The organism is Pantoea sp. DY-15 (assembly GCF_019795935.1).
Taxonomy (GTDB): domain Bacteria; phylum Pseudomonadota; class Gammaproteobacteria; order Enterobacterales; family Enterobacteriaceae; genus Pantoea; species Pantoea leporis.
Genome location: NZ_JAIMIF010000001.1, coordinates 1,755,053 through 1,780,634, shown reverse-complemented (window position 1 = coordinate 1,780,634; position 25,582 = coordinate 1,755,053). Strand labels below are relative to the sequence as shown.

The following is a 25,582-nucleotide window of genomic DNA, read 5'->3' as shown; positions in this document are numbered from 1 at the left end:
GCAACCGTATTGCCCGTAGGGTCGCCATTTATGGCGACCTTCTCAAAGACCAGCACAACCATCAAAACCATCAGGACATCACTATGCAACCTTTATTGCGCGTAGAGCATCTGAGCAAAACCTTTGTGCTGCACAACCAAAGCAGCGCTGCGCTGCCGGTATTGCAGGACGCCAACCTTGAAGTCAGCGGCGGCGAATGCGTGGTGCTGCATGGCCGTTCCGGCAGCGGAAAATCCACGCTGCTTCGCGCGCTGTACGGCAACTATCAAGCCAACAGCGGCCACATCTGGCTGCAACATCAGGGCGAATGGATCGACATGGCCAACGCGCCCGCCCGCCAGATTCTGGCGATTCGCTGCCACACCGTCGGCTGGGTCAGCCAGTTTTTGCGCGTCATCCCACGCGTGCCCACGCTGGAGATCGTCATGCAACCGCTGCTGGAGCGCGGCACCGAACGCGCCTTCTGCGAAAAACGCGCCAAAGAGCTGCTGACGCGCCTCAATGTGCCGGAGCGTTTATGGTCACTGGCGCCGTCCACCTTCTCGGGCGGCGAGCAGCAGCGCGTCAACATCGCACGCGGCTTTATCGCCGACTATCCGGTGTTGCTACTGGATGAGCCAACCGCCTCGCTCGACAGCGCCAACAGCGCTGCAGTGGTGGAATTGATTGAACAGGCGCGCGCCCGCGGTGCCGCCATTGTCGGAATTTTCCATGACGAAGCGGTGCGCGCACGCGTGGCCGATCGCCTGCACGTCATGCAGCCAATGCAAGCAGGAGCAGAAGCATGATCGTCAACAACGTCCAGCTGGTGCTGGAAACCGAAGTGGTAACGGGATCGCTGGAAATCCGTGACGGACGCATCGCCAGCTTTAGCGATAGCGTCAGCCAACAGCCGGGCGCGCTGGATGGCGAAAACGCCTTCCTGCTGCCGGGTTTGGTGGAGCTGCACACCGATAATCTCGACAAGTTCTTTGCGCCACGTCCGAAGGTGGATTGGCCAGCCTATTCGGCGATGAGCAGCCACGATGCGCTGATGGCCGCCAGCGGCATCACCACGGTGCTGGATGCGATTGGCGTCGGCGACGTCCGCGATGGCGGCCATCGTCTGGATAATCTCACCAAAATGATCGACGCGATTCAGGACAGCAATCGCAAAGGCATTAACCGCGCCGATCACCATTTGCATCTGCGCTGCGAGCTGCCGCACAACACCACGCTGCCGCTATTTGAAGCGCTGATCAACACGCCGGAGCTGTCGCTGGTGTCGCTGATGGATCATTCGCCGGGCCAGCGCCAGTACGCCTCGCTGGAGATGTATCGCACCTATTATCAGGGCAAATATCAGCTCAACGACGAGCAGATGGATCAGTTTGAGCGTGAGCAGCTGGCGCTGGCCGCCGAGTTCTCCACGCCTAACCGCAACGCCATCGCCAGCTTGTGCCGTTCACGCGGCATTCCGCTGGCCAGCCACGATGATGCCACGGCGGCGCACGTCGCCGAATCGCATGATGTTGGCAGCGCTATCGCCGAATTCCCTACCACGCTGGAGGCGGCACGCGCATCACGCGACTGCGGCATGCAGGTGCTGATGGGCGCGCCCAACATCGTGCGCGGCGGCTCGCACTCCGGCAACGTCGCGGCGGCAGAACTCGCCAGCCACGGCCTGCTGGATATTCTCTCCTCCGACTACTATCCCGCCAGCTTGCTCGATGCGGTGTTCCGGCTGGTGGCCGATGAGCGCAATACGCTGACGCTGCCGCAGGCCGCCGCGCTGGTGACCAGCAATCCGGCGCGGGCGATTGGTCTGCACGATCGCGGCCGCATCGCCGAAGGACTGCGTGCTGATTTGGTGCTGGCGCATACCGATCATGGTCATTCGCACATTCGTCACGTCTGGTCGCAAGGCAAGCGGATGTTCTGATGGCGCGCCTGATCTGGCTTACCGGGCCTTCGGGCTCGGGAAAAGACAGCCTGCTGAACGCGCTGCGCGAAGCGCCGCCGGAGAATCTGCTGATCGCCCATCGCTACATCACGCGCGCCGCCGATGCGGGCGGCGAAAACCATGTGGCGCTGAGCGAAGCCGAGTTTCGACGGCGTGAGGCGCTGGGTTTGTTCGCCGTCAGCTGGCAGGCGCACGGCATGTATTACGGGCTGGGCGAGGAGATCGATCTGTGGCTGGCGCGCGGGATGAATGTGCTGGTGAACGGTTCGCGCCTGCATCTGCCGATGGTGCAGCAGCATTACGGCACGCAGCTGCTGCCGCTGGTGTTACAGGTTTCGCCAGCGGTGCTGGAAGCGCGTTTGCGGCAGCGTGGGCGCGAGTCAGAAGCGGAGATCGCGCAACGGCTGGCGCGTGCCGCCGAACCGCTGCCCGCGCACTGTTATGCGTTGAATAACGATGGCGCGTTGAGCACTACGCTCGAACATTTACGGCGGCTCATTGTTTCGTAGGGTCGCCATTCATGGCGACCTGGTGCATCGGTGTAATGAGGTCACCATAAATGGCGACCCTACGCTGTCACTGTTTAATCATTTTACTGTCATCAAGCTTTCATCCGCTTTGCCCGTAATAGCGTGCAATCAACACCTCAGAAGAGATGGAGTGCAACATGGCACAGGCATTACTGAAAACCGTGGTCGACAATCCATTCCCGCCGATTATCGGGCAGGGCAACAAAGTGCTGTCGGTGCAGGGATTGTGCAAAGCGTACGGCGCCAACCAGGTGCTGGATAACGTCAGCTTCGATCTGCATGCGGGCGAGCTGGTGGCGGTGATTGGTCGCTCGGGCGCAGGCAAATCGACACTGTTACACATGCTCAACGGCACCATCAGCGCTTCGCAGGGCGCGATCTTCAGCAATCGCCACGGCGAAGTGGATCGCGATGTGGTGACGCTGAACAGCCGCCAGATGCGCGAGTGGCGCAGCGAATGCGGCATGATCTTCCAGGACTTCTGTCTGGTGCCGCGCCTCGACGTGCTGACCAACGTGCTGCTGGGTCGTTTAAGCCAGACCTCGACGCTGAAATCGTTCTTCAAAGTCTTCTCCGAAACCGACCGCGCCCGCGCAATCGAACTGCTGCAGTGGATGAACATGCTGCCGCAGGCGCTGCAGCGTGCGGAAAACCTTTCCGGCGGCCAGATGCAGCGCGTAGCGATTTGCCGGGCGCTGATGCAGAACCCGCGCATTTTGCTGGCGGACGAACCGGTGGCGTCACTCGATCCGAAAAACACCAAGCGCATCATGGACGTGCTGCGTCAGGTGAGCGAGCAGGGCATCAGCGTGATGGTGAACCTGCACTCAATTGAATTGGTAAAAAGCTACTGCACCCGCGTGATCGGTATTCAGCGCGGCAAAGTGCTGTTTGATGGACATCCTTCCCGGTTGACCGACGGCCTGATGCATGAGCTGTACGGCGACGAAATTAACCAGCTCCACTAACTCCCACGGCAAGAGAAAACCTAAGAATGAAACTGACTTCTTTAGCTTTACTGACTATTGCGATGGCATTTGGCGCAAACGCAGCGGATGCACCAAAAGAGTTGAACCTCGGGATTCTTGGCGGCCAGAACGCCACGCAGCAGATTGGTGATAACCAATGCGTGAAAGATTTCTTCGATAAAGAGCTGCAGGTGGATACCAAACTGCGCAACTCGTCTGACTATTCAGGCGTGATTCAAGGCTTGCTGGGCAACAAAATCGACTTAGTGCTGAGCATGTCGCCCGCCTCGTTTGCCTCGGTTTACCTGCAGAACCCGAAAGCGGTGGATGTGGTGGGCATCGTGGTGGACGACAAAGACGGTTCGCAGGGTTATCACTCGGTGGTGATCGTTAAAGCCGACAGCCCGTACAAAAAGCTGGAAGACCTGAAAGGTAAATCGTTTGGCATGGCCGATCCGGATTCCACTTCCGGCTTCCTGATGCCGAACCAGGCGTTCAAGAAAGAGTTTGGCGGCACGGTTGACGATAAGTACAACAACACCTTCTCCAGCGTCACCTTCTCCGGCGGCCACGAGCAGGACATCCTCGGTGTGCTTAACGGCCAGTTCGAAGGCGCGGTGACCTGGACGTCGCTGATTGGCGACCGCGAAACTGGTTATACCTCAGGTGCCTTTGGTCGTTTGATTCGTATGGATCATCCGGACCTGATGAAGCAGATCCGCATCATCTGGCAGTCGCCGCTGATCCCGAACGGCCCGATTCTGGTCAGCAACAATCTGCCCGCTGACTTCAAAGCGAAAGTGGTGGCAACCATCAAGAAACTGGATAAAGAAGATCACGGCTGCTTTGTTAAAGCGGTTGGCGGCACCCAGCACATCGGCCCAGCTACCGTGGCGGATTACCAGAATATCATTGATATGAAGCGTGATTTGATGAAGGGTACGCGCGGTTAATTTAGTTGGTGCTGGCTGTCCCCCTCCTCGGTCGGTGCTGGCTGTCACCCATCCCGGCCTTCCCCCACAAGTGGGGGAAGGAGATGCTGCCACATGCAACTTCAGAGCTGCATTTTGCACTATCTTCCTCCCCCATTAATGGGGGAGGACCGAGGAGGGGGACAGCGAGCACAACCCAGCAAGCACCCTCCAGCGAGCACCCTCCAGCACGCCCCCCCAACCAACAGGAATCCTCCCTTGACCGATTTCGAACACTACTACCAACGCATCCGCCGCCAGCAAAAGCGCGACTCGCTGCTGTGGTCGCTGCTGTTACTGGCGCTCTATCTGGCCGCGGGCAAGATGGCGGAATTTAACCTGCTTACCGTCTGGCAGTCGCTGCCACACTTTTTCGATTACATCGGCGAAACGCTGCCGGTGCTGCATCTCCCGCTGCTGTTCGCCGATGGCAAAACCGAGGGTTCGCTGGCCTATTGGGGCTATCGTCTGCATTTCCAGCTGCCGCTAATCTGGGAAACCTTACAACTGGCGCTGTCGTCCACCATCATAGCTGTGGCGGTGGCTGGCGTGCTGGCGTTCTTCGCCGCCGACAACACCCAAACGCCGCGCAGCCTGCGCATGGCGATCCGCGCGTTTGTCGCCTTCCTGCGCACCATGCCCGAACTGGCGTGGGCGGTGATGTTCGTGATGGCGTTTGGCATTGGGGCCATTCCTGGCTTCCTCGCGCTGGCGCTGCACACCGTCGGCAGCCTGACCAAACTGTTCTACGAAGCGATTGAGAGCGCCTCGGATAGACCGGTGCGCGGCCTCGCGGCGTGCGGTGCCAGCAAACTGCAGCGCATGCGCTTTGCCTTCTGGCCGCAGGTCAAACCAACGTTTCTCTCCTACAGCTTTATGCGTCTGGAGATCAACTTCCGTTCCTCCACCATCCTCGGGTTGGTCGGTGCGGGCGGTATCGGGCAAGAGCTGATGACCAATATCAAACTCGATCGATACGATCAGGTCAGCATTACGCTGTTGCTGATCATTGTGGTGGTGTCGCTGCTGGATACGCTGTCCGGCTGGCTGCGTCGTCGCGTAGTGGAAGGAGACGCAGCATGATCGCCTTAGCGCCGGATGTCGCCAAACTCAAGCAGGAGCATGCCGCCCTGTTTGCCGCGCAGCACCGCTATCTGCGCCGCGTTGCGCTGGTAGCGCTAGCCATTGCGCTCTATTACCTGTTCTTTTTCGAGTTCTTTGGCATTGAGTGGAGCCGTTTTCTCATCGGCTGCCAGCAGCTCAGTCGCTATTTCCTGCGTATGTTTGTCTGGCAGGATTTCCTCAACTGGCCGTTTGGTTACTACTTCACGCAGGTTGGGATTACGCTGGCGATTGTGTTTTCCGGCACGCTGACCGCTTCACTGATCGCTTTGCCGGTCTCGTTTCTGGCGGCACGCAACGTGATGCACGATCCGCTGACGCGACCGATTTCGCTGGTAGTGCGTCGCGTGCTGGATGTGCTGCGCGGCATCGATATGGCGATTTGGGGGCTGATCTTCGTGCGCGCCGTCGGCATGGGGCCGCTGGCTGGCGTGCTAGCGATAGTGATGCAGGATGTCGGCCTGCTCGGCAAACTCTATGCTGAAGGGCACGAAGCGGTGGAGCGTTCGCCGAGTCGCGGCCTCAGCGCGGTAGGCGCGAACAGCCTGCAAAAACATCGCTACGGCATTTTCACCCAATCGTTCCCGACCTTCCTCGCGCTCAGCCTGTATCAGATTGAGTCCAACACCCGTTCAGCGGCGGTGCTGGGTTTCGTTGGCGCAGGTGGCGTCGGCCTGGTGTATGCCGAGAACATGCGTTTGTGGAACTGGGATGTGGTGATGTTCCTGACCCTGATTCTGGTGGCGGTGGTGATGATCATGGATGTTGTCTCCAGCAAGCTGCGTAAACGTTACATCACGGGGAAAGGGGTGCCGTTGTGGCAGCCTGCCGCGCGCGACTAAGTCGTTCACTGCGCTGCCAGGCGCGCTCCAGCGCCTGCACCAGCTGCGCCTGATGCCAGGGTTTCGCCAGCCGCTCACACAGCGGCAGCGTGACCTGCGTCTGGCGCAGATCCTGACCGCTGATCAACACCGTTGCCAGATGCGGCCACTGCGCCTGCGCCTGACGAATCACATCCGCGCCGTTAATGCCGCCCGGCAGCATCAAATCACTGATTAACAGATCGATATCCGGCGTCTGGCGCAGCAGCCTCAGCGCGCTTTCGCCGTCGCCACACTCCAGCGTCAGATAACCCAGTTGATGCAGATGTTCGCACAGCGTTTGTCGCACCGTCGGTTCATCATCCAGCACCAACACCAGCCGATCGTTGCTGGCCTGCGGCACCAGCGGCGGCGGCACGCTAAGCGGTTGCGCCGCTTCGGGCGCGCGCGGTAATAACAGCCGCACGGTGGTGCCTTGTCCCGGCGCGGTTTCCAGCTCAATCTGGCCGCCGGATTGCCGCACAAAGCCATACACCATCGATAAGCCCAAACCGCTGCCGCTGCCGATGGCTTTGGTGGTGAAGAACGGCTCGAACACCTGTTCACGCACCTCGGCCGACATGCCGCAGCCGTGATCGATCACTTCAATGGTGACGCGATCGCGCTTGCCGTCGGCTTCCTGTTTACGCTGATTCCAGATACGCAGGCGGATTTCGCCGCTCTGCTGCGCCATCGCATCGCGCGCGTTGACCACCAGATTGATCAGCGCGTTCTCCAGCTGTCCGGCATCGATCCACGCTGGCCAGCCGGGACGCTGCGCATCAATCACCAACTGCTGGCCGGGCAGCAGCGCGTGCTGCAGCAGTGAATGCAGATTATCCACCAGCTCCACCACCGAAACGGCGCGCGGAAAGAGCGCCTGCTTGCGCGAGAAAGCCAGCAAGCGCTGCGTCAGCTGCGCCGCGCGGTCGGCGGCCTGACGTGCACGTTCGATGCGGCTGGCGAGCGTGCCGGGCGGTAGCTGATCGACGGTTAACGCCAGGCTGCCAATGATCACCGCCAGCAGATTATTGAAGTCGTGCGCCAGTCCGCCGGTCAGCTGTCCCACCGCTTTCATCTTCTGGCTGTGCAGCAGCGCTTCCTCCAGCGCCTTGCGCGTGGTGCGCTCCAGCACGGTATTTACCATGCCGCGCCGTGGCACCGGACTGAAGCGCAACTCCAGCGTGCGTCCATCCGCCAGCCGCACTTCCTGCGCATCGGCTAATCCGTTGAGCTCGACATCAACGCGTTTTAATAGCTGCTGATAGTGCAAACCGCGATGCAGTTCGCGCGGCGCGATGCCGAGCAGCTCGGCATATTGCGCATTCCACACCACCAGCTGACCGCCGTTATCGAACAGCGCAAAGCCGTCGCGCATGGCGAGAAAGGTCGATTCCAGCTGGTTGCTTTTCTCTTTTAGCAGGCGCGAAGTGTGCGCCAGCGACGCGGTATTGCGCGCAAACACGTTGAAGGCGCGCGCCAGATCGCCCAGCTCATCGCGCCGCGCCAGGCCCGGCACGTTGACGCTCTTTTCACCCTGCGCCAGCCGCGTCATGGCGTGGGCGATGGCGGTCAGACTCGAACCGAGATTGCGGTAAATGTAGTAACCGGCGTAACCGGTGATCAGCAGCGCCAGCAACATAAACAGGCCGATAAAGCCGATGATCGAATCCAGCTCTTCATGCGTCACCGCGCTGCGTGCGTCACTCTGTTGCGCCACCAGCTGCACGTAATGGGTAATGTCGTCGTTGAGCATCGCCACCAGCGCTTTGATGCGATAGGTAGCGTAGGCAATAGCGATATCGCTTTGCTCCAGCTGCTGCGCCACCGGCTGCAAATCCGTGCTGGTGGCGATCAGCCGCTGCACCTGGGTATTCAGCACACCGTTAAGCCTTAACATTTGCCACTGGCGCAGCACGGAAGGCAATTGCTGCACTGCGGCCTGCGGCGCGCTGGATTGAATCGCCACGCTGAATAAGCTGTGGGTTTGCTGGCGCAGCGTGGCAGAAGGGGAATCGGTGCGCGTAAGCAGGTCAATGCGATTGAGTAACAGCTGCGATTGCCACAAGCCGCTCAGCATCACGTTGCGCTGCAGATGGCGCTGATGCCCGGCGCGCAGCAATTGATTAATGGTTTGTTCCAGCGTCTGGCTGCGCTCACGAATACGCGCTAGCAGCTGCGGCTGCTGTGCCGCCAGCGGCGCACTTGCCAGCAAGCTCAGCGACTGTTGCAGTTCCCGCTGCGTTTGCTGCAGGCGCGCCGATTCACTCTGATACTCCAGCGCGCCGACCACCTGCGATAACCGCACCGCCGCAATGGCCACATTGGCGGTGTCACGCGCCAGCGCCAGGCTGCCGTTCATATCGGCCAGCGTTTGTGCCTGCGCCTGTTCCTGAATGTGACCTGCGTGGCGAAATCCAAAAATCGCGACCAGGCTCACCGCCAGCGTCACCGACATCACCAGCAGATTAAACAGCAGCAGGCGACTGCGCGCGCCCGCGTGCCAGTGCAGACTGTGACTCATGGCTGCCACTCCTTACCGCTCAACTGCTGGCGAGTATAGAAGCGCGATCGGGGCGAAATATGACAAATATGAATGGCCGCTGACATTTTCCATTTATCTAAGCAGGTTTTACTCGCTGCAACCTTTGCCAGCAGGAGTCTGTAAATGGATGCCACACCGATACTCTCCATGCGGGGAATCACCCGACGCTTCGGCAACTTCTATGCGCTCAAGGGCGTGGATCTCACGGTCTGGCCCGGTGAAGTGCATGCGCTGATGGGCGAAAACGGCGCGGGCAAAAGTACATTGATGAAAATTCTGGCCGGTGCCTATACCGCCAGCAGCGGGGAAATTCTTATCGACGGCCAGCCGTATGTCATAAAAGGCCCAAAAGAGGCGTTGGCGGCGGGCATCACCTTGATTTATCAGGAGATCAATCTGGCACCCAATCTGACGGTGGCGGAGAACATCTTTCTCGGCAGTGAAATCACTCGCGTAGGTCTGGTGAAGCGTCGCCAGATGGCGGAAGAGGCGCAGCGGGTGATTGATCGTTTGGGTGCGCAGTTCAGCGCCACCGATCTCGTGAGCCGCCTGAGCATTGCCGAGCAGCAGCAGGTGGAAATTGCCCGCGCGCTGCACCGCAACAGCCGCATTCTGGTGATGGATGAGCCGACTGCCGCACTCTCCAACCGTGAAACCGAGCAGCTGTTTGCGCTGATTAAACGGCTACGCAGCGAAGGCATGGCGATCATCTACATCAGCCATCGCATGGCGGAAGTGTATGAGCTGTCGGATCGCGTTAGCGTGCTGCGCGACGGGCAGTACGTTGGCAGCCTGACGCGCGAGCAGCTCAACGCCAGCGAGCTGGTGCGCATGATGGTCGGGCGTCCGCTCAGCGATCTGTTCAACAAAGACCGCAACATTCCGCTCGGCGACATCCGTCTCGCCGTCAATCACCTGTGCGACAAACACAAAGTGCATCCCAGCAGCCTGTCGGTGCGTGCTGGCGAGATCGTTGGTCTTGCCGGACTGGTCGGCGCCGGGCGCAGCGAACTGGCGCAGCTGATTTTTGGCGTGCATCAACCGAGCGGCGGTGAGATCTGGATCGACGGCGTGAAAGTGCAGATTCACTCGCCGCGCGACGCCATCGCACGCGGCATCGGTTTTCTCACCGAGAACCGCAAAGAGCAGGGCTTGTTCCTTGAACTGGCGGCGCAGGACAACATTGTGATGGCGACGCTGGAGCGCGATGCCAGCTACGGCCTGCTCAATCGGCGCAAAGGGCAGAAGATTGCCAGCGAGGCGATTGATGCGCTGAACATCCGCGTGCCGCATGCGCAGGTGCGCGCGGGCGGTTTATCCGGCGGCAATCAGCAGAAGCTGCTGATTTCACGCTGGGTGGCGATTGCGCCGCGCATCCTGATTCTCGATGAGCCGACGCGCGGCGTTGATGTCGGCGCCAAAAGCGAAATCTACCGCATGATGCAGCAGATGGCGCAGCAGGGCGTGGCGATTTTAATGATCTCCAGCGAGTTACCGGAAGTGGTGGGCATGAGCGACCGCGTCTATGTGATGCGGGAAGGCGCCATCGCCGGTGAGTTGAGCGGGGCAGAGATTAGCCAGGAAAACATTATGACACTGGCCACCGGCGCGCAGCCGGTTCAGGCCTGAGGAGAGCACAATGACCAGTGAATCCGCACGCGTAAAAAGTCCCACCCTCAAGCGCGCGTTAATGAGCGACCTGCTGCAAACCGTCGGCATCCTGCCGATTCTAATCCTGATCGTGGCGGTATTTGGCTTTGTCACGCCTAACTTCTTCACCGAGGGCAATCTGCTCAACATTACGCGTCAGGCCTCGATCAACATCGTGCTGGCGGCGGGCATGACCTTTGTCATTCTCACCGGCGGCATCGATTTGTCGGTGGGCTCGATGCTCGGTACCACGGCGGTGGTGGCGATGGCGGTATCGCTCGATCCGGCGTTTGCGTCACTGACGATTCCGGCGGCGTTAGGTGCCGGGCTGATTATGGGCTTGTTCAACGGCATTCTGGTGGCGTGGGCAGGGCTACCGCCCTTTATTGTCACGCTCGGCACCTACACCGCGATGCGCGGCGCGGCTTATCTGCTGGCGAACGGCACCACGGTGATTAACTCCGACATCAACTTTGAGTGGATAGGCAACGGCTACCTCGGGCCGGTGCCGTGGCTGATCATCATCGCCTTTGCGGTGATAGCGCTGTGCTGGTTCATTCTGCGCCGCACCACCTTGGGTGTGCACATTTATGCCGTCGGCGGCAACGTGCAGGCGGCGCGGTTGACCGGCATCAAGGTCAGCGTGGTGCTGTTGTTTGTCTACGCCATGAGCGGTTTGCTGTCGGGGCTGGCCGGATTGATGAGCGCCTCGCGGCTCTACAGCGCCAACGGCAATCTTGGCGTCGGCTATGAGCTGGATGCGATAGCGGCGGTGATCCTCGGTGGCACCAGCTTTGTCGGCGGCATCGGCACCATCACCGGCACGCTGATTGGCGCGCTGATTATCGCCACCCTGAATAACGGCATGACGCTGATGGGCGTCTCCTATTTCTGGCAGTTAGTGATTAAGGGCGCGGTGATCATTATCGCGGTGTTAATCGATAAGTACCGGACGCGGCATCACGTGGGTTGAGTTACTAGGTGCTGGCTGTTTTAGAAGGTGCTGGCTGTCCCAGACTGTGCTGGCTGTCCCCCTCCTCGGTCCTCCCCCACAAGTGGGGGAGGAAGATGCTGCCATATGCTCGTACTGAAGCTGCATGTGGCAACGTCTCCTTCCCCCGCTTGCGGGGGAAGGCCGGGATGGGGGACAGCGAGCACTAATCATAAAAACCAAAAAGCAGGAGAACATCGACTATGCGTTTTAATCCGATTCTAACCGGACTGCTGGCGGCTACGCTTCTGAGCGCGCCATTGGTGCAGGCCAAAGAGCTGAAATCCATTGGTGTGACCGTCGGCGATCTCGCCAACCCGTTCTTCGTGCAGATCACCAAAGGTGCGGAGCTGAAAGCGCGTGAACTGGCGGGCGACAAAGTCAACGTAACGCTGGTCTCCAGCGGCTACGATCTCGGCCAGCAGGTGGGGCAGATTGACAACTTCATCGCCGCTAAAGTGGACATGATCATCCTTAACGCCGCCGATTCCAAAGGTATCGCGCCCGCGGTAAAACGTGCGCGTGATGCCGGGATTGTGGTGGTGGCGGTCGACGTGGCGGCAGACGGCGCTAACGCCACTATCACCTCCGATAACACCGCCGCTGGCGCCATGGCGTGTAAATACATCTCCGACCGCCTGAAGGCCAAAGGCAACGTGGTGATCATCAATGGACCGCCGGTTTCTGCGGTGCAGAACCGTGTCGAAGGCTGCATGACCGAGCTGAAAACCCATCCGGACATCAAGCTGCTCTCCTACAACCAGAACGCCAAAGGCAGCCGCGAAGGTGGCCTCGAAGTGATGACCGGCCTGCTGTCGGCCAATCCGAAGATCGATGCAGTGTTCGCGATTAACGACCCAACGGCGATTGGTGCCGATCTGGCGGCGAAACAGGCGCAACGCAATGAGTTCTTTATTGTCGGCGTCGATGGATCGCCAGACGGTGAAGAGGCGCTGAAACGCAAAGGCTCGCTGTTCGTGGCCACGCCAGCGCAGGACCCGCAGGTGATGGCGGCGAAAGCGGTGGAGATCGGCTATGACATCCTGCAGGGCAAGCCCGCGCCAGATAAGCCGGTGCTGATTCCGGTGACGATGATCGATCGTAACAGCGTCAGCAGCTACAAAGGCTGGACGGTGAAGTAAGCAGCCGCTGTCCCTCACCCTAACCCTCTCCCATAAATGGGAGAGGGGACAAATAGCGCCCTCTCCTGCTTGCGGGAGAGGGCTGGGGTGAGGGCCAGCGTGCACTCACCCAAAGGAGGAGAAGATGCAACGCTCAGAAGTGAATGCGATCCTACAACGCACCCGCGAATTCTTTATGCGTCAGGATGTGCATCTGCCGCCGTGGGCCGATTACGGCCTCAGCCAGTGGCGCGCGCTCGATAAACATGACGCCGATGAACTGCTGGCGCTGCATCTTGGCTGGGATGTCACCAGCTTCGGCGCTGACGATTTCAATCAAACCGGTTTAACCCTGTTCACACTGCGCAACGGTTCGCGGGGTGGCCAGCCGTGGGCCAAACCTTATGCCGAAAAAATCATGCATGTGCGCGAAGGGCAGGTCACGCCGCTGCATTATCACCCGCAAAAGATGGAAGACATTATCAATCGCGGCGGCGGCAATCTGATCGTCACGCTGCATAACCGTGCGGGCAATCAGCTGGCTGATACGGCGGTTAACGTCACACTCGATGGCATCCGCCAAACCCACGCCGCCGGTTCGCAGCTGCGTTTATCGCCGGGCGAAAGCGTTACCTTGTTGCCGGGCATCTGGCACAGCTTTTGGGGCGAAGAGGGCTACGGCGATGTGCTGGTGGGTGAAGTCTCGATGCCCAATGACGACGAACACGACAATGTGTTTCTCACGCCGCTGGCGCGCTTCAATCCGCTGGATGAAGATGAAGCACCGCGCTGGCTGCTGTGTAACGAATATCACCGCTGGCTGGCCTAAAGGAGCCTGATATGGCACTGATTTCACTGGCGCAGGGTTTGGCCCATGCGCAACAGAACGGCTACGCGCTTGGCGCGTTTAACGTCCTCGACACCCACTTCCTGCGCGCGCTCTACCAGGCGGCTGAGCGGCAGCGATCGCCGTTTATTATCAGCATCGCCGAAGTGCATTTTAAGTATGTCAGCCTCGAGCATTTGGTCGCCGCGGTGCGCACCGAAGCGGCGCTGCACGCTATTCCGGTGGTGCTGCATCTCGATCATGGCCTGCATTTTGAGGCGGTGATGCAGGCGATTCGCCTTGGTTTCACCTCGGTCATGTTCGATGGCTCGACGCTCAGCTACGAAGAAAATGTGCGCCAGACGCGCGAAGTGGTGAAGATGTGTCACGCACTCGGCGTGTCGGTGGAAGCCGAACTCGGTGCGGTGGGCGGCGATGAAGGCGGTGCGCTGTTTGGCGAGGCCGACAGCGATAAATTTACCGATCCGGCACAGGCCGCTGATTTTGTGCACTCCACCGGCATTGATTGCCTGGCGGTGGCGATTGGCAATGCGCACGGCAAATACAAAGGCGAACCCAAACTCGACTTCGACCGGCTGGCAGCGATTCGTTCGACGGCCGGCATTCCGCTGGTGCTGCATGGCGGTTCCGGCATTAGCGACGCGGATTTCCGCCGCGCCGTCAGCCTTGGCATCAACAAAATCAATTTCTATACCGGCATGTCGCAGGCGGCGCTCGGGGCGATTGAAGCGCAGATCGTCCAACGCGATGCGCGCTACGACGCCTTTGCTGAGTTGCTGATGGCGGTAGAGCGCGACATCGCCAACGTGGTGGCGCAGCAGATGCAGGTATTCGGCAGCGCCGGGAGGGCATAACCGCATGGTGCGTAACGGAATCATCGGTGCCGGCAGCATGCTGGTGGATCACGTGCAGCGCATCAGCCACTGGCCGGAACAAGGCTGGTTAACGGAGATTCAGCACAGCGAGAAGTGCAGCGGCGGCGCGGCGCTCAATGTGCTGTTTACGCTGGCGCGCATGCAGCTGAATCTGCCGCTGGCGGGCGTCGGCATGGTGGGTGAGGACAGCGACGGCGACTACATCCTGCAACTGCTGGACGATCATCACATCGACCGTCATTTTGTGCAGCGCACCGCGAGCATCAACACGGCGATGACGCAGGTGATGGCCACGCCGGACGGCCAGCGTACCTTCTTCCATGCGCGCGGCGCCAATGGCAAGCTCGATCTGGCGCACTTCGCCGACGTCTCCACTGCACACCGCATCTTCCATCTCGGGTATTTACTGCTGCTGGATAGCCTTGATGTGCCGGACGATCAATACGGCACACGCAGCGCACGGCTGCTGGCACAGATGCAGCAGCGCGGCTATCTCACCTCGCTCGATTTGGTGTCGCGCGTGGGCGAATATCGTCCGCTGGTGGTGCCTGCGCTGCGCTGGCTCGATTATCTGGTGATCAACGAGCTGGAGGCACAATCGCTTACCGGCGTAAGTTTGCGCACGCCGCACGGGCTTGCCGCACCTACCGCTTTTGCCGAGGCGGCGACCTGGCTGCTGCAGCAAGGTGTACGTCAACGCGTGGTGATTCATGCCCCAGAAGGCGCGTGGGGCCAGCAAGCGGACGGCGAAGGGCGCTGGCAACCGGCGTGGTGCTTAGCGCCAGAAGAGATTGTCGGCAGCGTTGGGGCGGGCGATGCGTTTTGTGCCGGTGTGCTCTATGCCAGCCATGAAGGCTGGTCACTGATTGAAACGCTGAAGCTGGCGCATACCTGCGCCTGTTTTAATCTGCATGCAGCAAACGCGCTGGACGGCACGCGGCCATTAGCCGAGATGCAGCGCTGGATGGATCAGGCGATTTGCGTTTCGCGCGCCGAAGAGGCAGGACGCATCACGTCGGCGGAGAAAACATAGCCGAGACCGCGAATGGTGCGGATCAGGCTTGGTTGATGCGGGTTGATTTCTATCTTGCGTCGCAGCCGCATAATCAGCACATCAATGGTGCGATCAAACACCTCAAGGCTTTCGCTGTGCGTCAGTTCGAGCAGTTGATCGCGGGTTAATACTTTGCGCGCATGCGCCACCAGCGCGCGCAGCAGCGTGTATTCACCTTGCGTTAGCGGCACGCTTTCGCGCTGCGGATTGAACAGCTGGCAGCGTGCATCGTCGAGACGCCAGCCGTTAAATTGCCAGCCTTCATCCGCTAACGCTTCTGGCTGCGCCAGCCGTCCGCAGCGCCGCAGTGCAGCGCGTGCCCGAGCCACCACCACGCGCGGGTTGAACGGCTTGGCGATGTAATCATCCGCGCCCATCTCCAGTCCTACCACCATATCTGCTTCCGAACCCATGCCAGTTAACATGATCACCAGCAGGTCGGGACGCTGCCGCTGCATCTGTTGCAGCACCAGCAAGCCGTTGGTGTCTGGCAGCATCATATCCAGCATCACCAGTGAAATTTCCGGGTGCAGCGCCAGCAGAGACAGCGCATCTTTACCCTGATGGCAGCAATAAACGGTAAACACATGTTCATTCAACACATCGTGCAGCAATTCGCACACTGCACGATCATCATCGACCACCAGAATCGCGGGCTTCATGGATGCGCCTCTTTTGTTACGAAAGGGTTAAAAGCAGTGTAACCCGATGTTTTTTACCTGCTGATTCAGGCAACAGAAACGTGAGCGCCATCGCCTGGCAGAGTGCGGAAGCGTGCAGTGCCGCACTCTTTTTGCCAAACCATCGTCAGTTAGGAAAACGATTGCGCGGCGCTGGTGCAATGCACCATAATCGCGCCTCATTCTGGTTCGGAATTATCCTAAGCGAAGCATTATTCGGAAACGTAATCGATTGCGTAGGGTGATGGCATAGCTATTGCTATGTGGACAGGGGAAGGCTAAACGCCTTGCGTCCAATACAACAATAAGTCTGTAAACCACATTGGCAAGGAGCGCGCGCATTCGTGCCGACTCCGCTCATGAGAGATGATGATGTTAGAAAAACTCTTCAAACTAAAAGCGCACAACACCACGGTTCGCACCGAAATCATTGCGGGTATCACCACCTTCCTGGCAATGGCTTACATCCTGTTTGTTAACCCGAGCATTCTCGGCGCAACCGGCATGGATAAAGGTGCGGTCTTCGTGGCGACCTGTCTGGCGGCGGCGATTGGCTGTGTGTTAATGGGCCTGATCGCAAACTATCCGATTGCACTCGCACCGGGCATGGGCCTCAACGCCTTCTTCACCTATACCGTGGTGCTGCATATGGGTTACACCTGGCAAGTCGCGCTGGGCGCGGTGTTCTTGTCGGCGGTGATCTTCTTCGCCATGTCGCTTTTCAAAATTCGTGAGTGGATTATTAACAGCATTCCGCTGCCGCTGCGTGCCGGTATTGGTGCCGGTATCGGTCTGTTCCTGGCGATTATCGCGCTGGAAGGCGCGGGTATCGTGGTGGATAACCCAGCAACGCTGGTTGGCCTGGGCGACCTGACCAAACCGGGTCCACTGCTGGCGCTGCTCGGCTTCTTCATCATTGTGGTGCTGGAAGCGCGTCGCGTTACCGGTGCGGTGCTGATCGGCATTCTGGTGGTGACCTTCATTTCTATGGGCATTGGCCTGACGCCGTTTGGTGGCGTGTTCTCCGCTCCGCCATCTATCGCGCCAACCTTTATGCAGCTGGATATCGCCGGTGCCTTTAACGTCGGTTTGGTGAGCGTAATCTTCGCCTTCCTGTTCGTGGACGTGTTCGATAACACCGGCACCTTGCTGGGTGTGACCAAGCGCGCCGGTCTGGCGGATGAGCAGGGCAACGTGCCGAAAATGGGCCGTGCGTTGATCGCAGATAGCGCCGCCGCGCTGTTCGGCTCGCTGCTTGGTACTTCAACCACCACCAGCTATGTGGAATCTGCTGCCGGCGTCAGCGCCGGTGGCCGCACCGGCCTGACGGCGATTGTGGTGGCGATTCTGTTTCTGCTGAGCCTGTTCTTCTCGCCGCTTGCGGGCAGCGTACCGGTTTATGCCACCGCGCCAGCGCTGCTGTTTGTGGCGGTGCTGATGGCGTCTGGCCTGGCGGATATTGACTGGAAAGATATCACCACCGCCGCGCCGGTAACCGTGACCGCGCTGACCATGCCGCTGACCTACTCGATCGCCAACGGTATTGCGTTCGGCTTCATCACCTGGACGGTGGTGAAACTGCTGAGCGGCCGCACCAAAGAGGTCAACCCGGCGCTGATCATTCTGTCGATTCTGTTTGTTATCAAACTGGGCTGGCTGAGCGCGTAAATGTTACTTAACGGAAGCCCGCTCGGGCTTCCGTGTCTGCTATTGCATCCCTTCGTTTATTTTCTGCGTGACACTTCGCAATCCTTTTTGATGCTCACTTTCCTTACATCTCAAAACAGCTCAGGCTGTGCGTGTTATTAGAACCTGCCTGCAAAAAATGTGCTGTGAATGGCGGGATCGTGGAATGTTAACGCTGCGCGAATCTGTTTCACTAACGGTGTGGTGGAAAGATTGAGCAGCGCGATGGAAGAGGATTCGGTGATGGATTACCCCATTAGCAATACAACTCGTGTGTTCCCACCGCTTATTTTTGACGTTGGTAACAAAGGAGATCATCAAATGGAACAACTCACCAAACGGGTTGAAGAGCTGGAAAAAACCACGCAGCAGATTCAGATGGATGTTGCTGTGCTAACCGCGCGTTCAGAACATTTTGCGACTAAAGCGGATATCGAAAAGGTCAGAGCCGAGCAGGGCGTGATGCGTGTGGAGATTATGGGCGAGCTGGGGGCGCTTGAACAACGTCTCGATAAAAAGTTTGAGCGGATGGAAGACAAATTCGATAAAAAGTTCGAAAGGATAGATGAGAAGTTCGAAAGAGTTGATCAAAGATTTAACCAGCTCGAGGGTAAAATATCTGCCTTCAATAACAGCATCACCTGGAAAATCATGATACCGACCGGCCTTCTGGTGCTGGCGTGGTTTGTGCAGAATATCGTTTTGAAAATGTCATGACGCGCTTTACTGCACGGTTCCGGCCCTTCATGGGCCGGAACTCATCATGATTACCTAAACGGCGGCTCGTTGAAGGTTCTCAGCTTCCTCGAATGCAGCTTGTCGCCTTCAGCTCGCAGCAGTTCGACCGCGCAGATACCAATCTGCAGGTGCTCGGAGATCGCGCCCTCATAGAAGCGGTTTGCCTGGCCCGGTAGCTTGATCTCGCCATGCAGCGGTTTATCGGATACGCATAGCAAGGTGCCGTAAGGCACGCGGAAGCGATAACCCTGCGCGGCGATGGTGGCGCTCTCCATATCAACCGCTACGGCGCGGCTCAGGTTGAAGCGCAGCGCCGAAGCGGAGTAGCGCAGCTCCCAGTTACGGTCATCGGTGGTGACCACGGTGCCGGTGCGCAGGCGCTGTTTGACTTCTTCGCCGGGCATGCCGCTGACCGCTTTGGTGGCGTCATACAGTGCGCGCTGCACTTCGGCGATGCTGGGGATTGGGATATCTGGCGGCAGTACGCTATCCAGTACGTGATCGTCGCGCAGGTAGGCATGCGCCAGCACATAGTCGCCGATGGTCTGGCTTTCGCGCAGTCCACCGCAGTGGCCAATCATCAGCCAGGCGTGCGGACGAATCACCGCCAGATGGTCACAGATGGTTTTGGCATTGGATGGGCCAACGCCGATGTTCACCAGCGTTATGCCGCGACGATTCGGTGATGTCAGGTGCCAGGCGGGCATTTGATGCTTTTTCCACGCCAGATCGGACATCATCGCCGTCGGATCTTGAGTATCGGCGGTGATCACCACTTCCCCGGCGCAGGCCAGGCTGTCATACGGCGTGGTGGGATCTTGCACCTGCTCAATCGCCCAGCGCACGAACTCATCGACGTAGCGCGTGTAGTTTGTGAACAGCACGAACGGCTGAAAGTGCTCTACGCTCGTGCCGGTGTAGTGGCGCAGGCGTGCCAGTGAGAAATCGGTGCGCAGGGCGTCAAAGTGCGACAGCGGGAAAATCGCATTGGCGTGGAACAGGCCGTCGGCGGTTTCATCACCGATTTGCGACAGTTCGGTGGTGGGGAAATGGCGTGCGATGCTGGCGCTCATTGAGCGGTCCAGTGACAAGCCATCAATCACGTAAGGATAAGGAATTTCCTGCTGTGAGGGCGTGACCTCAATCAGCACGTCGTACTCCTTCTCCAGCATCTGCAGCTGCTCGCTGAGATAGTGGCGCAACAGCGCCGGGCGCGTGATGGTGGTGCTGTAGCTGCCGGTATGGGTAAAACGTCCCCACGCGCGGGTGCGATTTTGCTGCGGACCTTCACCCAGCCAGGTGATGCGCAGCTGCGGATAAACAAACAGCCCTTGCTGGCGCGCGGCGTCATCCGGCAACTGTCCGCTGGCGGTGAAATCGCGAATGGCGTTGCGCAGCGCGTCAACGGCTGCATCGTACAGGCGTACTAGTTCGTCCAGCGCTTGCTGGCTGCTCAATCCGTTCCGTTGTGTATTCATGGGTTCTCCTTCAGAAACATGGACCGTTTTCACCAGAGCATAGCGGATAAACCCCTCGCTACGATGAAGAATCTGTGATCGACCGCATTCTGCACCATCACGGTGCTGGTGCGTGGCGTAACCGCGGCTATGTTTATGATCAGCAGGGATGTTACATCGCGTGTCTCCTGTTCTGGAGCGATGCCCGAGTAATAAATCGTCCACCGTCGCGGTATTGGCGAGCTTATTGCTTAGTTTTCAACCGTGGCCTTAATGTAGCTAGACCGTTCTTAAAGTCGGTCGCCATGAATGGCGGCCCTACGGGGTTATGGCCGCACACTGTTCTGCCAAAGTTTCAGAAATTGATTTCTCCCAGGCCGTGGTATGGCTCCGTTCCTGACCCGTTGAGGATTGAAAGCATGTCTTTGAAATTCATAAAACACCCAATGAAGGTGGCGATTGCAGGTTGTATAAGCGTGGCCTTTTACGCTCAGGCAGATATTAAGATTGGTGTGGCCGGTCCGTTCTCTGGGCCTAATGCGACGTATGGCGCGCAATACTGGAAAGGCGCAAGCCAGGCTGCGGAGGATATCAACGCGGCGGGCGGCATCAGCGGCGAGAAAATCGTGCTGGTGCAGGGCGATGACGCCTGTGAACCGAAACAGGCGGTATCCGTCGCTAACCGTCTGGTCGATCAGGACAAAGTAATGGCGGTGGTCGGCCACTTCTGCTCTTCATCCACCATGCCCGCCTCGGAAGTCTATGATGAGGCCGGCGTTTTGGCGATCACGCCCGGATCAACCAACCCGAAAATTACCGAACGCGGCATGAAAACCCTATTCCGCATGTGTGGGCGTGATGATCAGCAGGGCGCCATCGCTGCGGATTACATCATCGACAAGCTCAAAGCGAAGAAAGTGGTCATCATTCATGACAAAGACACTTACGGCCAGGGTTTAGCGGATGCCACCAAAGCCTCACTTGAGAAGCGCGGCGTAAAAGAAGTGCTGTATGAAGGGTTGTCGCGCGGTGAGAAAGATTTCAATGCGCTGGTAACCAAGATCGGCGCGCTGAAACCGGACGTGGTCTATTTCGGCGGCTGTCATCCGGAAGCCGGTCCGCTGGTGCGTCAGATGCGTGAGCAGGGCGTTAATGCCGCCTTCTTCTCCGGCGACTGTATCGTGACTGAAGAGATGGTGACGGCCGCTGGCGGCCCGCAATATACCAAAGGCGTCTACATGACCTTCGGCAACGATCCGCGCACCATCGCCGATGGCAAAGCGGTTATCGACAAATTCCGCGCCAGCGGATTTGAGCCAGAAGGTTACACCCTGTATGCCTACGCTTCCGTGCAGACGCTGGCCGCCGCTTACAAAGCAACCGGGAAAGACAACACCAAGGCCAGTGACTGGCTGAAAGCCAACAGCGTCGATACCGTCATGGGCAAAAAAGCCTGGGACAGTAAAGGCGATCTCAAGGTGTCGGATTACGTCGTGTATCAATGGGACGACAAAGGCAAGTATCACCAGCTGTAATATGCCACGCGGCCCCGCGCAGTGCGGGGCCATTCGCGATTGAGCGCGAGGTGTGCGCTCCCATTGAGTACGAGACGACATTATGGACGCCTTCTTCTTACAGCAGCTGATCAACGGTTTAACGCTCGGTGCCGTGTATGGCTTGATCGCCATCGGCTACACCATGGTTTACGGCATCATCGGCATGATCAACTTCGCCCACGGCGAGGTGTATATGATCTCCGCCTATCTGTGTGCCATTGGCTTATCGCTACTCAGCTTTTTCGGCATTCACTCTTTCCCGCTACTGATATTCGGCACCTTAATCTTCACCATTATTGTCACCTCGGCTTACGGCTGGGCGATTGAGCGCATCGCCTATCGACCGCTGCGCAACTCGACGCGCCTCGCGCCGCTGATTTCAGCGATCGGCATGTCGCTGATTTTGCAAAACTACGTACAGCTCAGCCAGGGTCCAAATCAGCAGGGCATTCCGACGCTGTTGACCGGCGTGCTGCGCATGGAATTTGATGGCGGCGTGGTACAAATCACCTGGACCAAAATCTTCATCCTGATCGCGGCGTTTTGTGGCATGGCGCTGCTAACCTGGATTATCCAGTACACCAAACTCGGGCGCATTTGCCGCGCGGTGCAGCAGGATCGGCGCATGGCTTCCATTCTCGGTATTAATACCGATCGCGTTATCTCGCTGGTGTTTGTGATTGGTGCGGCGATGGCGGGATTGGCTGGCGTGCTGGTGACCATGAATTACGGCACCTTTGATTTTTACGCCGGATTTATCATTGGCATCAAAGCGTTCACCGCCGCAGTGCTCGGCGGCATCGGTTCGCTGCCGGGTGCGATGCTCGGCGGATTATTGCTGGGCGTAGCGGAAGCGCAGTTCGCCGGGATGGTGAATTCTGACTACAAAGATGTGTTCTCGTTTTCGCTGCTGGTGGTGATTTTGATCTTCCGCCCGCAAGGACTGCTGGGACGACCGCTGGTCGCTAAAGTGTGAGGAAGCCCCGATGAATGCAATGACGCAAAGTCCTGTGCGCCAGGCACTGCTCGACACGCTGCTGGCGGGATTGGTGGCGCTGGTGGTATTTGGTCCGATTGTTGGCGTGGTGCTCGACGGTTACAGCTTCAAACTGTCGCCACAGCGCGTGGCGCTGCTGGTAGCGGTGGTGATGGCAGGACGCTTGCTATTCAGTTTGTTTCTGCACGCGCCTTTTGGTCAGCGCATCATGCGCAGGTTTGCCAGCAGCGATGACGGTGTTTACGTGCGCGAGCCTGGCTATCGTTCGCGTTTGCGCTGGATACTGCCGCTGCTGCTGATCGTGGCGCTGGCCTTTCCGTTTCTTTCCAGCAAATACCTGCTGACGGTGGCGATTCTCGGTCTGATTTATGTGCTCCTCGGGCTGGGTTTGAATATTGTGGTTGGGCTCGCCGGATTACTCGATCTTGGCTACGTCGCCTTTTATGCCATCGGTGCGTATGGCCTGGCGCTTGGCTATCAATATCTCGGATTGGGTTTCTGGAGCATGCTGCCGCTGGCGGCGCTGCTGGCGGCTTTCGCCGGCGCGCTGCTCGGCTTTCCGGTGCTGCGTATGCACGGCGATTATCTGGCGATTGTCACGCTCGGCTTCGGTGAAATCATTCGTCTGGTGCTGACCAATTGGGTCGCCTTTACCGGCGGTCCGAACGGGGTTTCCGTGCCGTCGCCGACCTTCTTTGGCCTCGAGTTTGCCCGCCGCGCGCGCGATGGCGGCGTGCCGTATCATGAGTTTTTGCACGTCACTTACAACCCGAATATGAAGTTTATCTTCATCTATGTGGTGCTGGTTCTGGTGGTGTTGCTGGTGCTGTGGATCAAGCATCGCCTGACGCGTATGCCGATTGGCCGCGCCTGGGAAGCGCTGCGTGAGGATGAGATTGCCTGCCGCGCGATGGGGCTTAACCATGTGTTGGTTAAGCTTTCAGCCTTTATGTTGGGCGCGTCAACCGCGGGCATCGCCGGGGTGTTTTTTGCCAGCTATCAGGGCTTCGTTAATCCCACCTCGTTCACCTTTTTTGAGTCGGCGCTGATTCTCGCCATTGTGGTGCTCGGCGGCATGGGATCGACGCTCGGCGTGGTGCTGGCGGCGTTTGTGCTAACGGTGGCACCGGAACTGCTGCGCAGCTTTGCCGAATACCGCGTGCTACTGTTCGGCATGTTGATGGTGCTGATGATGATCTGGCGACCGCGCGGGCTGGTGCGCACTGCACGCGTTGGCGTACCGCTGCGAAAAGGAGTGCGCCATGAGTGATGCCATCCTGCAAGTGAATAATCTGATGATGCGCTTTGGCGGCATCAAGGCGCTGAATGACGTTAGCCTGGCGGTGGAGCGCGGTTCGGTGACTTCATTAATCGGCCCCAACGGCGCGGGTAAAACCACGGTGTTTAACTGCCTGACCGGCTTTTATCGCGCCACCGGCGGACGTATTGTGCTCAACGCCAATCAGCGCAGCACCGATGTGATTCAGGTGCTGGGGCAAAAAATTCATGCAGGTGACTGGATCAATCCCACCCGGCTCGGCTCGCGTCTTTGGTACAAGATGTTTGGCGGCGCGCACCTGGTGAACCGCGCCGGGCTGGCGCGTACCTTTCAAAATATCCGGCTGTTCCGCGAAATGTCGGTGATTGAGAATCTGCTGGTGGCACAGCATATGCAGGTCAATCGTCAGCTGCTGGCGGGCGTGCTGAACACGCGCGGCTACCGTGAAGCAGAAAATCGCGCGCTGGATCGCGCTTTTTACTGGCTGGAAAACGTCGATTTGGTCTCCAGCGCCAACCGCCTGGCGGGCACGCTCTCTTACGGTCAGCAACGGCGGCTGGAGATCGCGCGCGCCATGTGTACGCGACCGGAACTGATTTGTCTGGATGAACCGGCGGCTGGGCTGAATCCGGTGGAAACCGAGGCGTTGAGCGCGATTTTGCATCGTCTGCGCGCCGACCATCGCATCAGCGTGTTGCTGATTGAACACGACATGCCAATGGTGATGCGCATTTCCGATCACATCGTGGTGCTCGATCATGGCGATGTGATTGCCCAGGGCACGCCGCAGCAAATTCGACACGATCCCAAAGTGATTGCCGCCTATCTCGGCGCAGAAGAGGAGAGCGATCATGGCTGAACCGATGCTGGCTTTTGAGCAAGTCGATGTGTTTTACGGTCCTTTGCAGGCGTTGAAACAGGTTTCGTTGACGGTTAATCAGGGCGAAACCGTGGCGCTGATTGGCGCTAACGGCGCGGGAAAATCCACGCTGCTGATGTCGATCTTTGGTCAGCCGCGCATTGCCAGCGGCGAGATCCGCTTGCGCGGCGAAGCGATCAGCCAGCGTTCGACGCACTTCATCGCGGCCAGCGGCATTGCGCAGGCCCCGGAAGGACGACGCATCTTCCCTGATATGACGGTGGAAGAGAACCTGCTGATGGGCACCATCGCTATCGGCGAACGTTTTGTTAAACAGGACAAAGATCGCATGTATCAGCTGTTTCCGCGCCTGCTGGAGCGGCGTAAGCAGCGCGCCATGACGCTCTCCGGCGGCGAGCAGCAGATGCTGGCGATTGCCCGCGCGCTGATGAGCCGACCTAAGCTGTTGCTGCTCGACGAACCCAGCCTTGGCCTCGCGCCGATTGTGGTGAAGCAGATTTTTGGCATTCTGCGCGAGTTGACCCAACAAGGTATGACGCTGTTTCTGGTGGAGCAGAATGCCCGCCATGCATTGCAACTGGCGGATCGCGGCTATGTGATGGTGAACGGCGAGGTTCGCCTGAGCGGCAGCGGTGCAGAGCTGCTCAATAATGATGAAGTGCGCAGCGCTTATTTGGGCGGCGCAGCCGATCCTGCGGTGGTGGCGACAAAAAGTTTGTAATAATGATTAAATGGTGAGGGGAAACACTTTGCATAATTGTCAGTGGCCTATCATCATTATTACTCTTCTTCCTCTCCAAAGTGATTTGGTAATCCCTTGCAAAATCCTGGCG

The 25,582-nt window shown here is 58.6% G+C and carries 23 protein-coding genes; 20 read left to right on the top strand and 3 right to left on the bottom strand.

All coding sequences use genetic code 11. The features are described from left to right. The first annotated feature begins 83 nt into the window (after window positions 1–83). The 7 genes from phnL to phnE (K5Y32_RS08690) all read left to right on the top strand — a co-directional run bounded on the left by phnL (window position 84) and on the right by phnE (K5Y32_RS08690) (window position 6,375). A complete protein-coding gene (gene phnL, locus K5Y32_RS08720) occupies window positions 84–788 on the top strand; it encodes a phosphonate C-P lyase system protein PhnL (protein ID WP_222182822.1) in 705 nt (234 codons plus the stop codon). Then, window positions 785–1,921, top strand: coding sequence for an alpha-D-ribose 1-methylphosphonate 5-triphosphate diphosphatase (gene phnM / locus K5Y32_RS08715; protein ID WP_222182821.1), 1,137 nt, complete (start codon window positions 785–787; stop codon window positions 1,919–1,921). Before phnL ends, phnM begins: the two co-directional genes overlap by 4 nt. Beyond that, entirely contained in the window at window positions 1,921–2,451 is a 531-nt protein-coding gene (gene phnN / locus K5Y32_RS08710) for a ribose 1,5-bisphosphokinase (protein ID WP_222182820.1), read from the top strand. Before phnM ends, phnN begins: the two co-directional genes overlap by 1 nt. A 158-nt stretch (window positions 2,452–2,609) precedes the next feature. Beyond that, window positions 2,610–3,440, top strand: coding sequence for a phosphonate ABC transporter ATP-binding protein (gene phnC / locus K5Y32_RS08705; protein WP_222182819.1), 831 nt, complete (start codon window positions 2,610–2,612; stop codon window positions 3,438–3,440). Between the two features lie 26 nt (window positions 3,441–3,466). Beyond that, window positions 3,467–4,393 (top strand): phosphonate ABC transporter substrate-binding protein, encoded by a 927-nt coding sequence (phnD, locus tag K5Y32_RS08700; protein ID WP_008105497.1) that lies wholly within the window; start codon window positions 3,467–3,469, stop codon window positions 4,391–4,393. Window positions 4,394–4,630: 237 nt separating this feature from the next. Next, window positions 4,631–5,494, top strand: a complete 864-nt coding sequence (gene phnE / locus K5Y32_RS08695) for a phosphonate ABC transporter, permease protein PhnE (protein ID WP_222182818.1) — start codon at window positions 4,631–4,633, stop codon at window positions 5,492–5,494. Continuing rightward, the gene (gene phnE, locus K5Y32_RS08690) at window positions 5,491–6,375 is read left to right on the top strand and encodes a phosphonate ABC transporter, permease protein PhnE (RefSeq protein WP_176972909.1); all 885 of its coding nucleotides are present in this window, start codon (window positions 5,491–5,493) and stop codon (window positions 6,373–6,375) included. Before phnE (K5Y32_RS08695) ends, phnE (K5Y32_RS08690) begins: the two co-directional genes overlap by 4 nt. On the opposite strand, the gene K5Y32_RS08685 is transcribed toward phnE (K5Y32_RS08690), so the two are convergent. Then, window positions 6,329–8,917 (bottom strand): ATP-binding protein, encoded by a 2,589-nt coding sequence (locus K5Y32_RS08685; RefSeq protein ID WP_222182816.1) that lies wholly within the window; start codon window positions 8,915–8,917, stop codon window positions 6,329–6,331. The two genes, phnE (K5Y32_RS08690) and K5Y32_RS08685, sit on opposite strands and share 47 nt — an antisense overlap. Window positions 8,918–9,061: 144 nt before the next feature. Here K5Y32_RS08685 and K5Y32_RS08680 point away from each other — a divergent pair, with 144 nt between their 5' ends. The 6 genes from K5Y32_RS08680 to K5Y32_RS08655 all read left to right on the top strand — a co-directional run bounded on the left by K5Y32_RS08680 (window position 9,062) and on the right by K5Y32_RS08655 (window position 15,455). Further along, a complete protein-coding gene (locus tag K5Y32_RS08680; RefSeq protein WP_222182814.1) occupies window positions 9,062–10,567 on the top strand; it encodes a sugar ABC transporter ATP-binding protein in 1,506 nt (501 codons plus the stop codon). A 10-nt stretch (window positions 10,568–10,577) separates the two neighbouring features. Next, window positions 10,578–11,561, top strand: a complete 984-nt coding sequence (locus K5Y32_RS08675) for a ribose ABC transporter permease (protein ID WP_101762809.1) — start codon at window positions 10,578–10,580, stop codon at window positions 11,559–11,561. Window positions 11,562–11,782: 221 nt separating this feature from the next. Then, window positions 11,783–12,721 (top strand): ABC transporter substrate-binding protein, encoded by a 939-nt coding sequence (locus tag K5Y32_RS08670; RefSeq protein ID WP_101762808.1) that lies wholly within the window; start codon window positions 11,783–11,785, stop codon window positions 12,719–12,721. A gap of 124 nt (window positions 12,722–12,845) precedes the next feature. Then, window positions 12,846–13,529 carry a D-lyxose/D-mannose family sugar isomerase gene (locus K5Y32_RS08665; protein ID WP_110868355.1) on the top strand — a complete coding sequence of 228 codons (684 nt, stop codon included), beginning with the start codon at window positions 12,846–12,848 and terminating at the stop codon, window positions 13,527–13,529. Window positions 13,530–13,540: 11 nt separating this feature from the next. Continuing rightward, window positions 13,541–14,401: a ketose 1,6-bisphosphate aldolase gene (locus K5Y32_RS08660; RefSeq protein WP_222182812.1), complete on the top strand. Its 861-nt coding sequence runs from the start codon at window positions 13,541–13,543 to the stop codon at window positions 14,399–14,401. A gap of 4 nt (window positions 14,402–14,405) precedes the next feature. After that, complete coding sequence (locus K5Y32_RS08655; protein WP_222182810.1) at window positions 14,406–15,455, top strand: carbohydrate kinase family protein; 1,050 nt, start codon at window positions 14,406–14,408, stop codon at window positions 15,453–15,455. Here the strand turns inward: K5Y32_RS08655 and K5Y32_RS08650 are convergent. After that, window positions 15,392–16,138 (bottom strand): response regulator, encoded by a 747-nt coding sequence (locus tag K5Y32_RS08650; RefSeq protein WP_222182808.1) that lies wholly within the window; start codon window positions 16,136–16,138, stop codon window positions 15,392–15,394. The two genes, K5Y32_RS08655 and K5Y32_RS08650, sit on opposite strands and share 64 nt — an antisense overlap. 387 nt (window positions 16,139–16,525) lie before the next feature. Here K5Y32_RS08650 and K5Y32_RS08645 point away from each other — a divergent pair, with 387 nt between their 5' ends. After that, window positions 16,526–17,824, top strand: coding sequence for an NCS2 family permease (locus K5Y32_RS08645; protein ID WP_008105472.1), 1,299 nt, complete (start codon window positions 16,526–16,528; stop codon window positions 17,822–17,824). A gap of 168 nt (window positions 17,825–17,992) precedes the next feature. After that, window positions 17,993–18,559, top strand: coding sequence for a hypothetical protein (locus tag K5Y32_RS08640; protein WP_255602461.1), 567 nt, complete (start codon window positions 17,993–17,995; stop codon window positions 18,557–18,559). A 50-nt stretch (window positions 18,560–18,609) separates the two neighbouring features. Here the strand turns inward: K5Y32_RS08640 and K5Y32_RS08635 are convergent, their stop codons facing one another. After that, the gene (locus K5Y32_RS08635) at window positions 18,610–20,058 is read right to left on the bottom strand and encodes an AMP nucleosidase (protein ID WP_222182806.1); all 1,449 of its coding nucleotides are present in this window, start codon (window positions 20,056–20,058) and stop codon (window positions 18,610–18,612) included. Between the two features lie 398 nt (window positions 20,059–20,456). Between K5Y32_RS08635 and K5Y32_RS08630 the strand changes: the two genes are divergently transcribed. The 5 genes from K5Y32_RS08630 (at window position 20,457) to K5Y32_RS08610 (ending at window position 25,470) form a co-directional block, all read left to right on the top strand. After that, on the top strand, window positions 20,457–21,572 hold the full coding sequence (locus K5Y32_RS08630) for a branched-chain amino acid ABC transporter substrate-binding protein (protein WP_222182804.1): 1,116 nt from the start codon (window positions 20,457–20,459) through the stop codon (window positions 21,570–21,572). An 82-nt stretch (window positions 21,573–21,654) separates the two neighbouring features. Further along, window positions 21,655–22,569 (top strand): branched-chain amino acid ABC transporter permease, encoded by a 915-nt coding sequence (locus K5Y32_RS08625; protein ID WP_008105462.1) that lies wholly within the window; start codon window positions 21,655–21,657, stop codon window positions 22,567–22,569. A 10-nt stretch (window positions 22,570–22,579) separates the two neighbouring features. Continuing rightward, window positions 22,580–23,860 (top strand): high-affinity branched-chain amino acid ABC transporter permease LivM, encoded by a 1,281-nt coding sequence (gene livM, locus K5Y32_RS08620; protein WP_222182802.1) that lies wholly within the window; start codon window positions 22,580–22,582, stop codon window positions 23,858–23,860. Further along, window positions 23,853–24,728 carry an ABC transporter ATP-binding protein gene (locus tag K5Y32_RS08615; protein WP_222182800.1) on the top strand — a complete coding sequence of 292 codons (876 nt, stop codon included), beginning with the start codon at window positions 23,853–23,855 and terminating at the stop codon, window positions 24,726–24,728. Before livM ends, K5Y32_RS08615 begins: the two co-directional genes overlap by 8 nt. Beyond that, window positions 24,721–25,470 (top strand): ABC transporter ATP-binding protein, encoded by a 750-nt coding sequence (locus K5Y32_RS08610; protein WP_222182798.1) that lies wholly within the window; start codon window positions 24,721–24,723, stop codon window positions 25,468–25,470. Before K5Y32_RS08615 ends, K5Y32_RS08610 begins: the two co-directional genes overlap by 8 nt. Window positions 25,471–25,582: the final 112 nt, after the last annotated feature.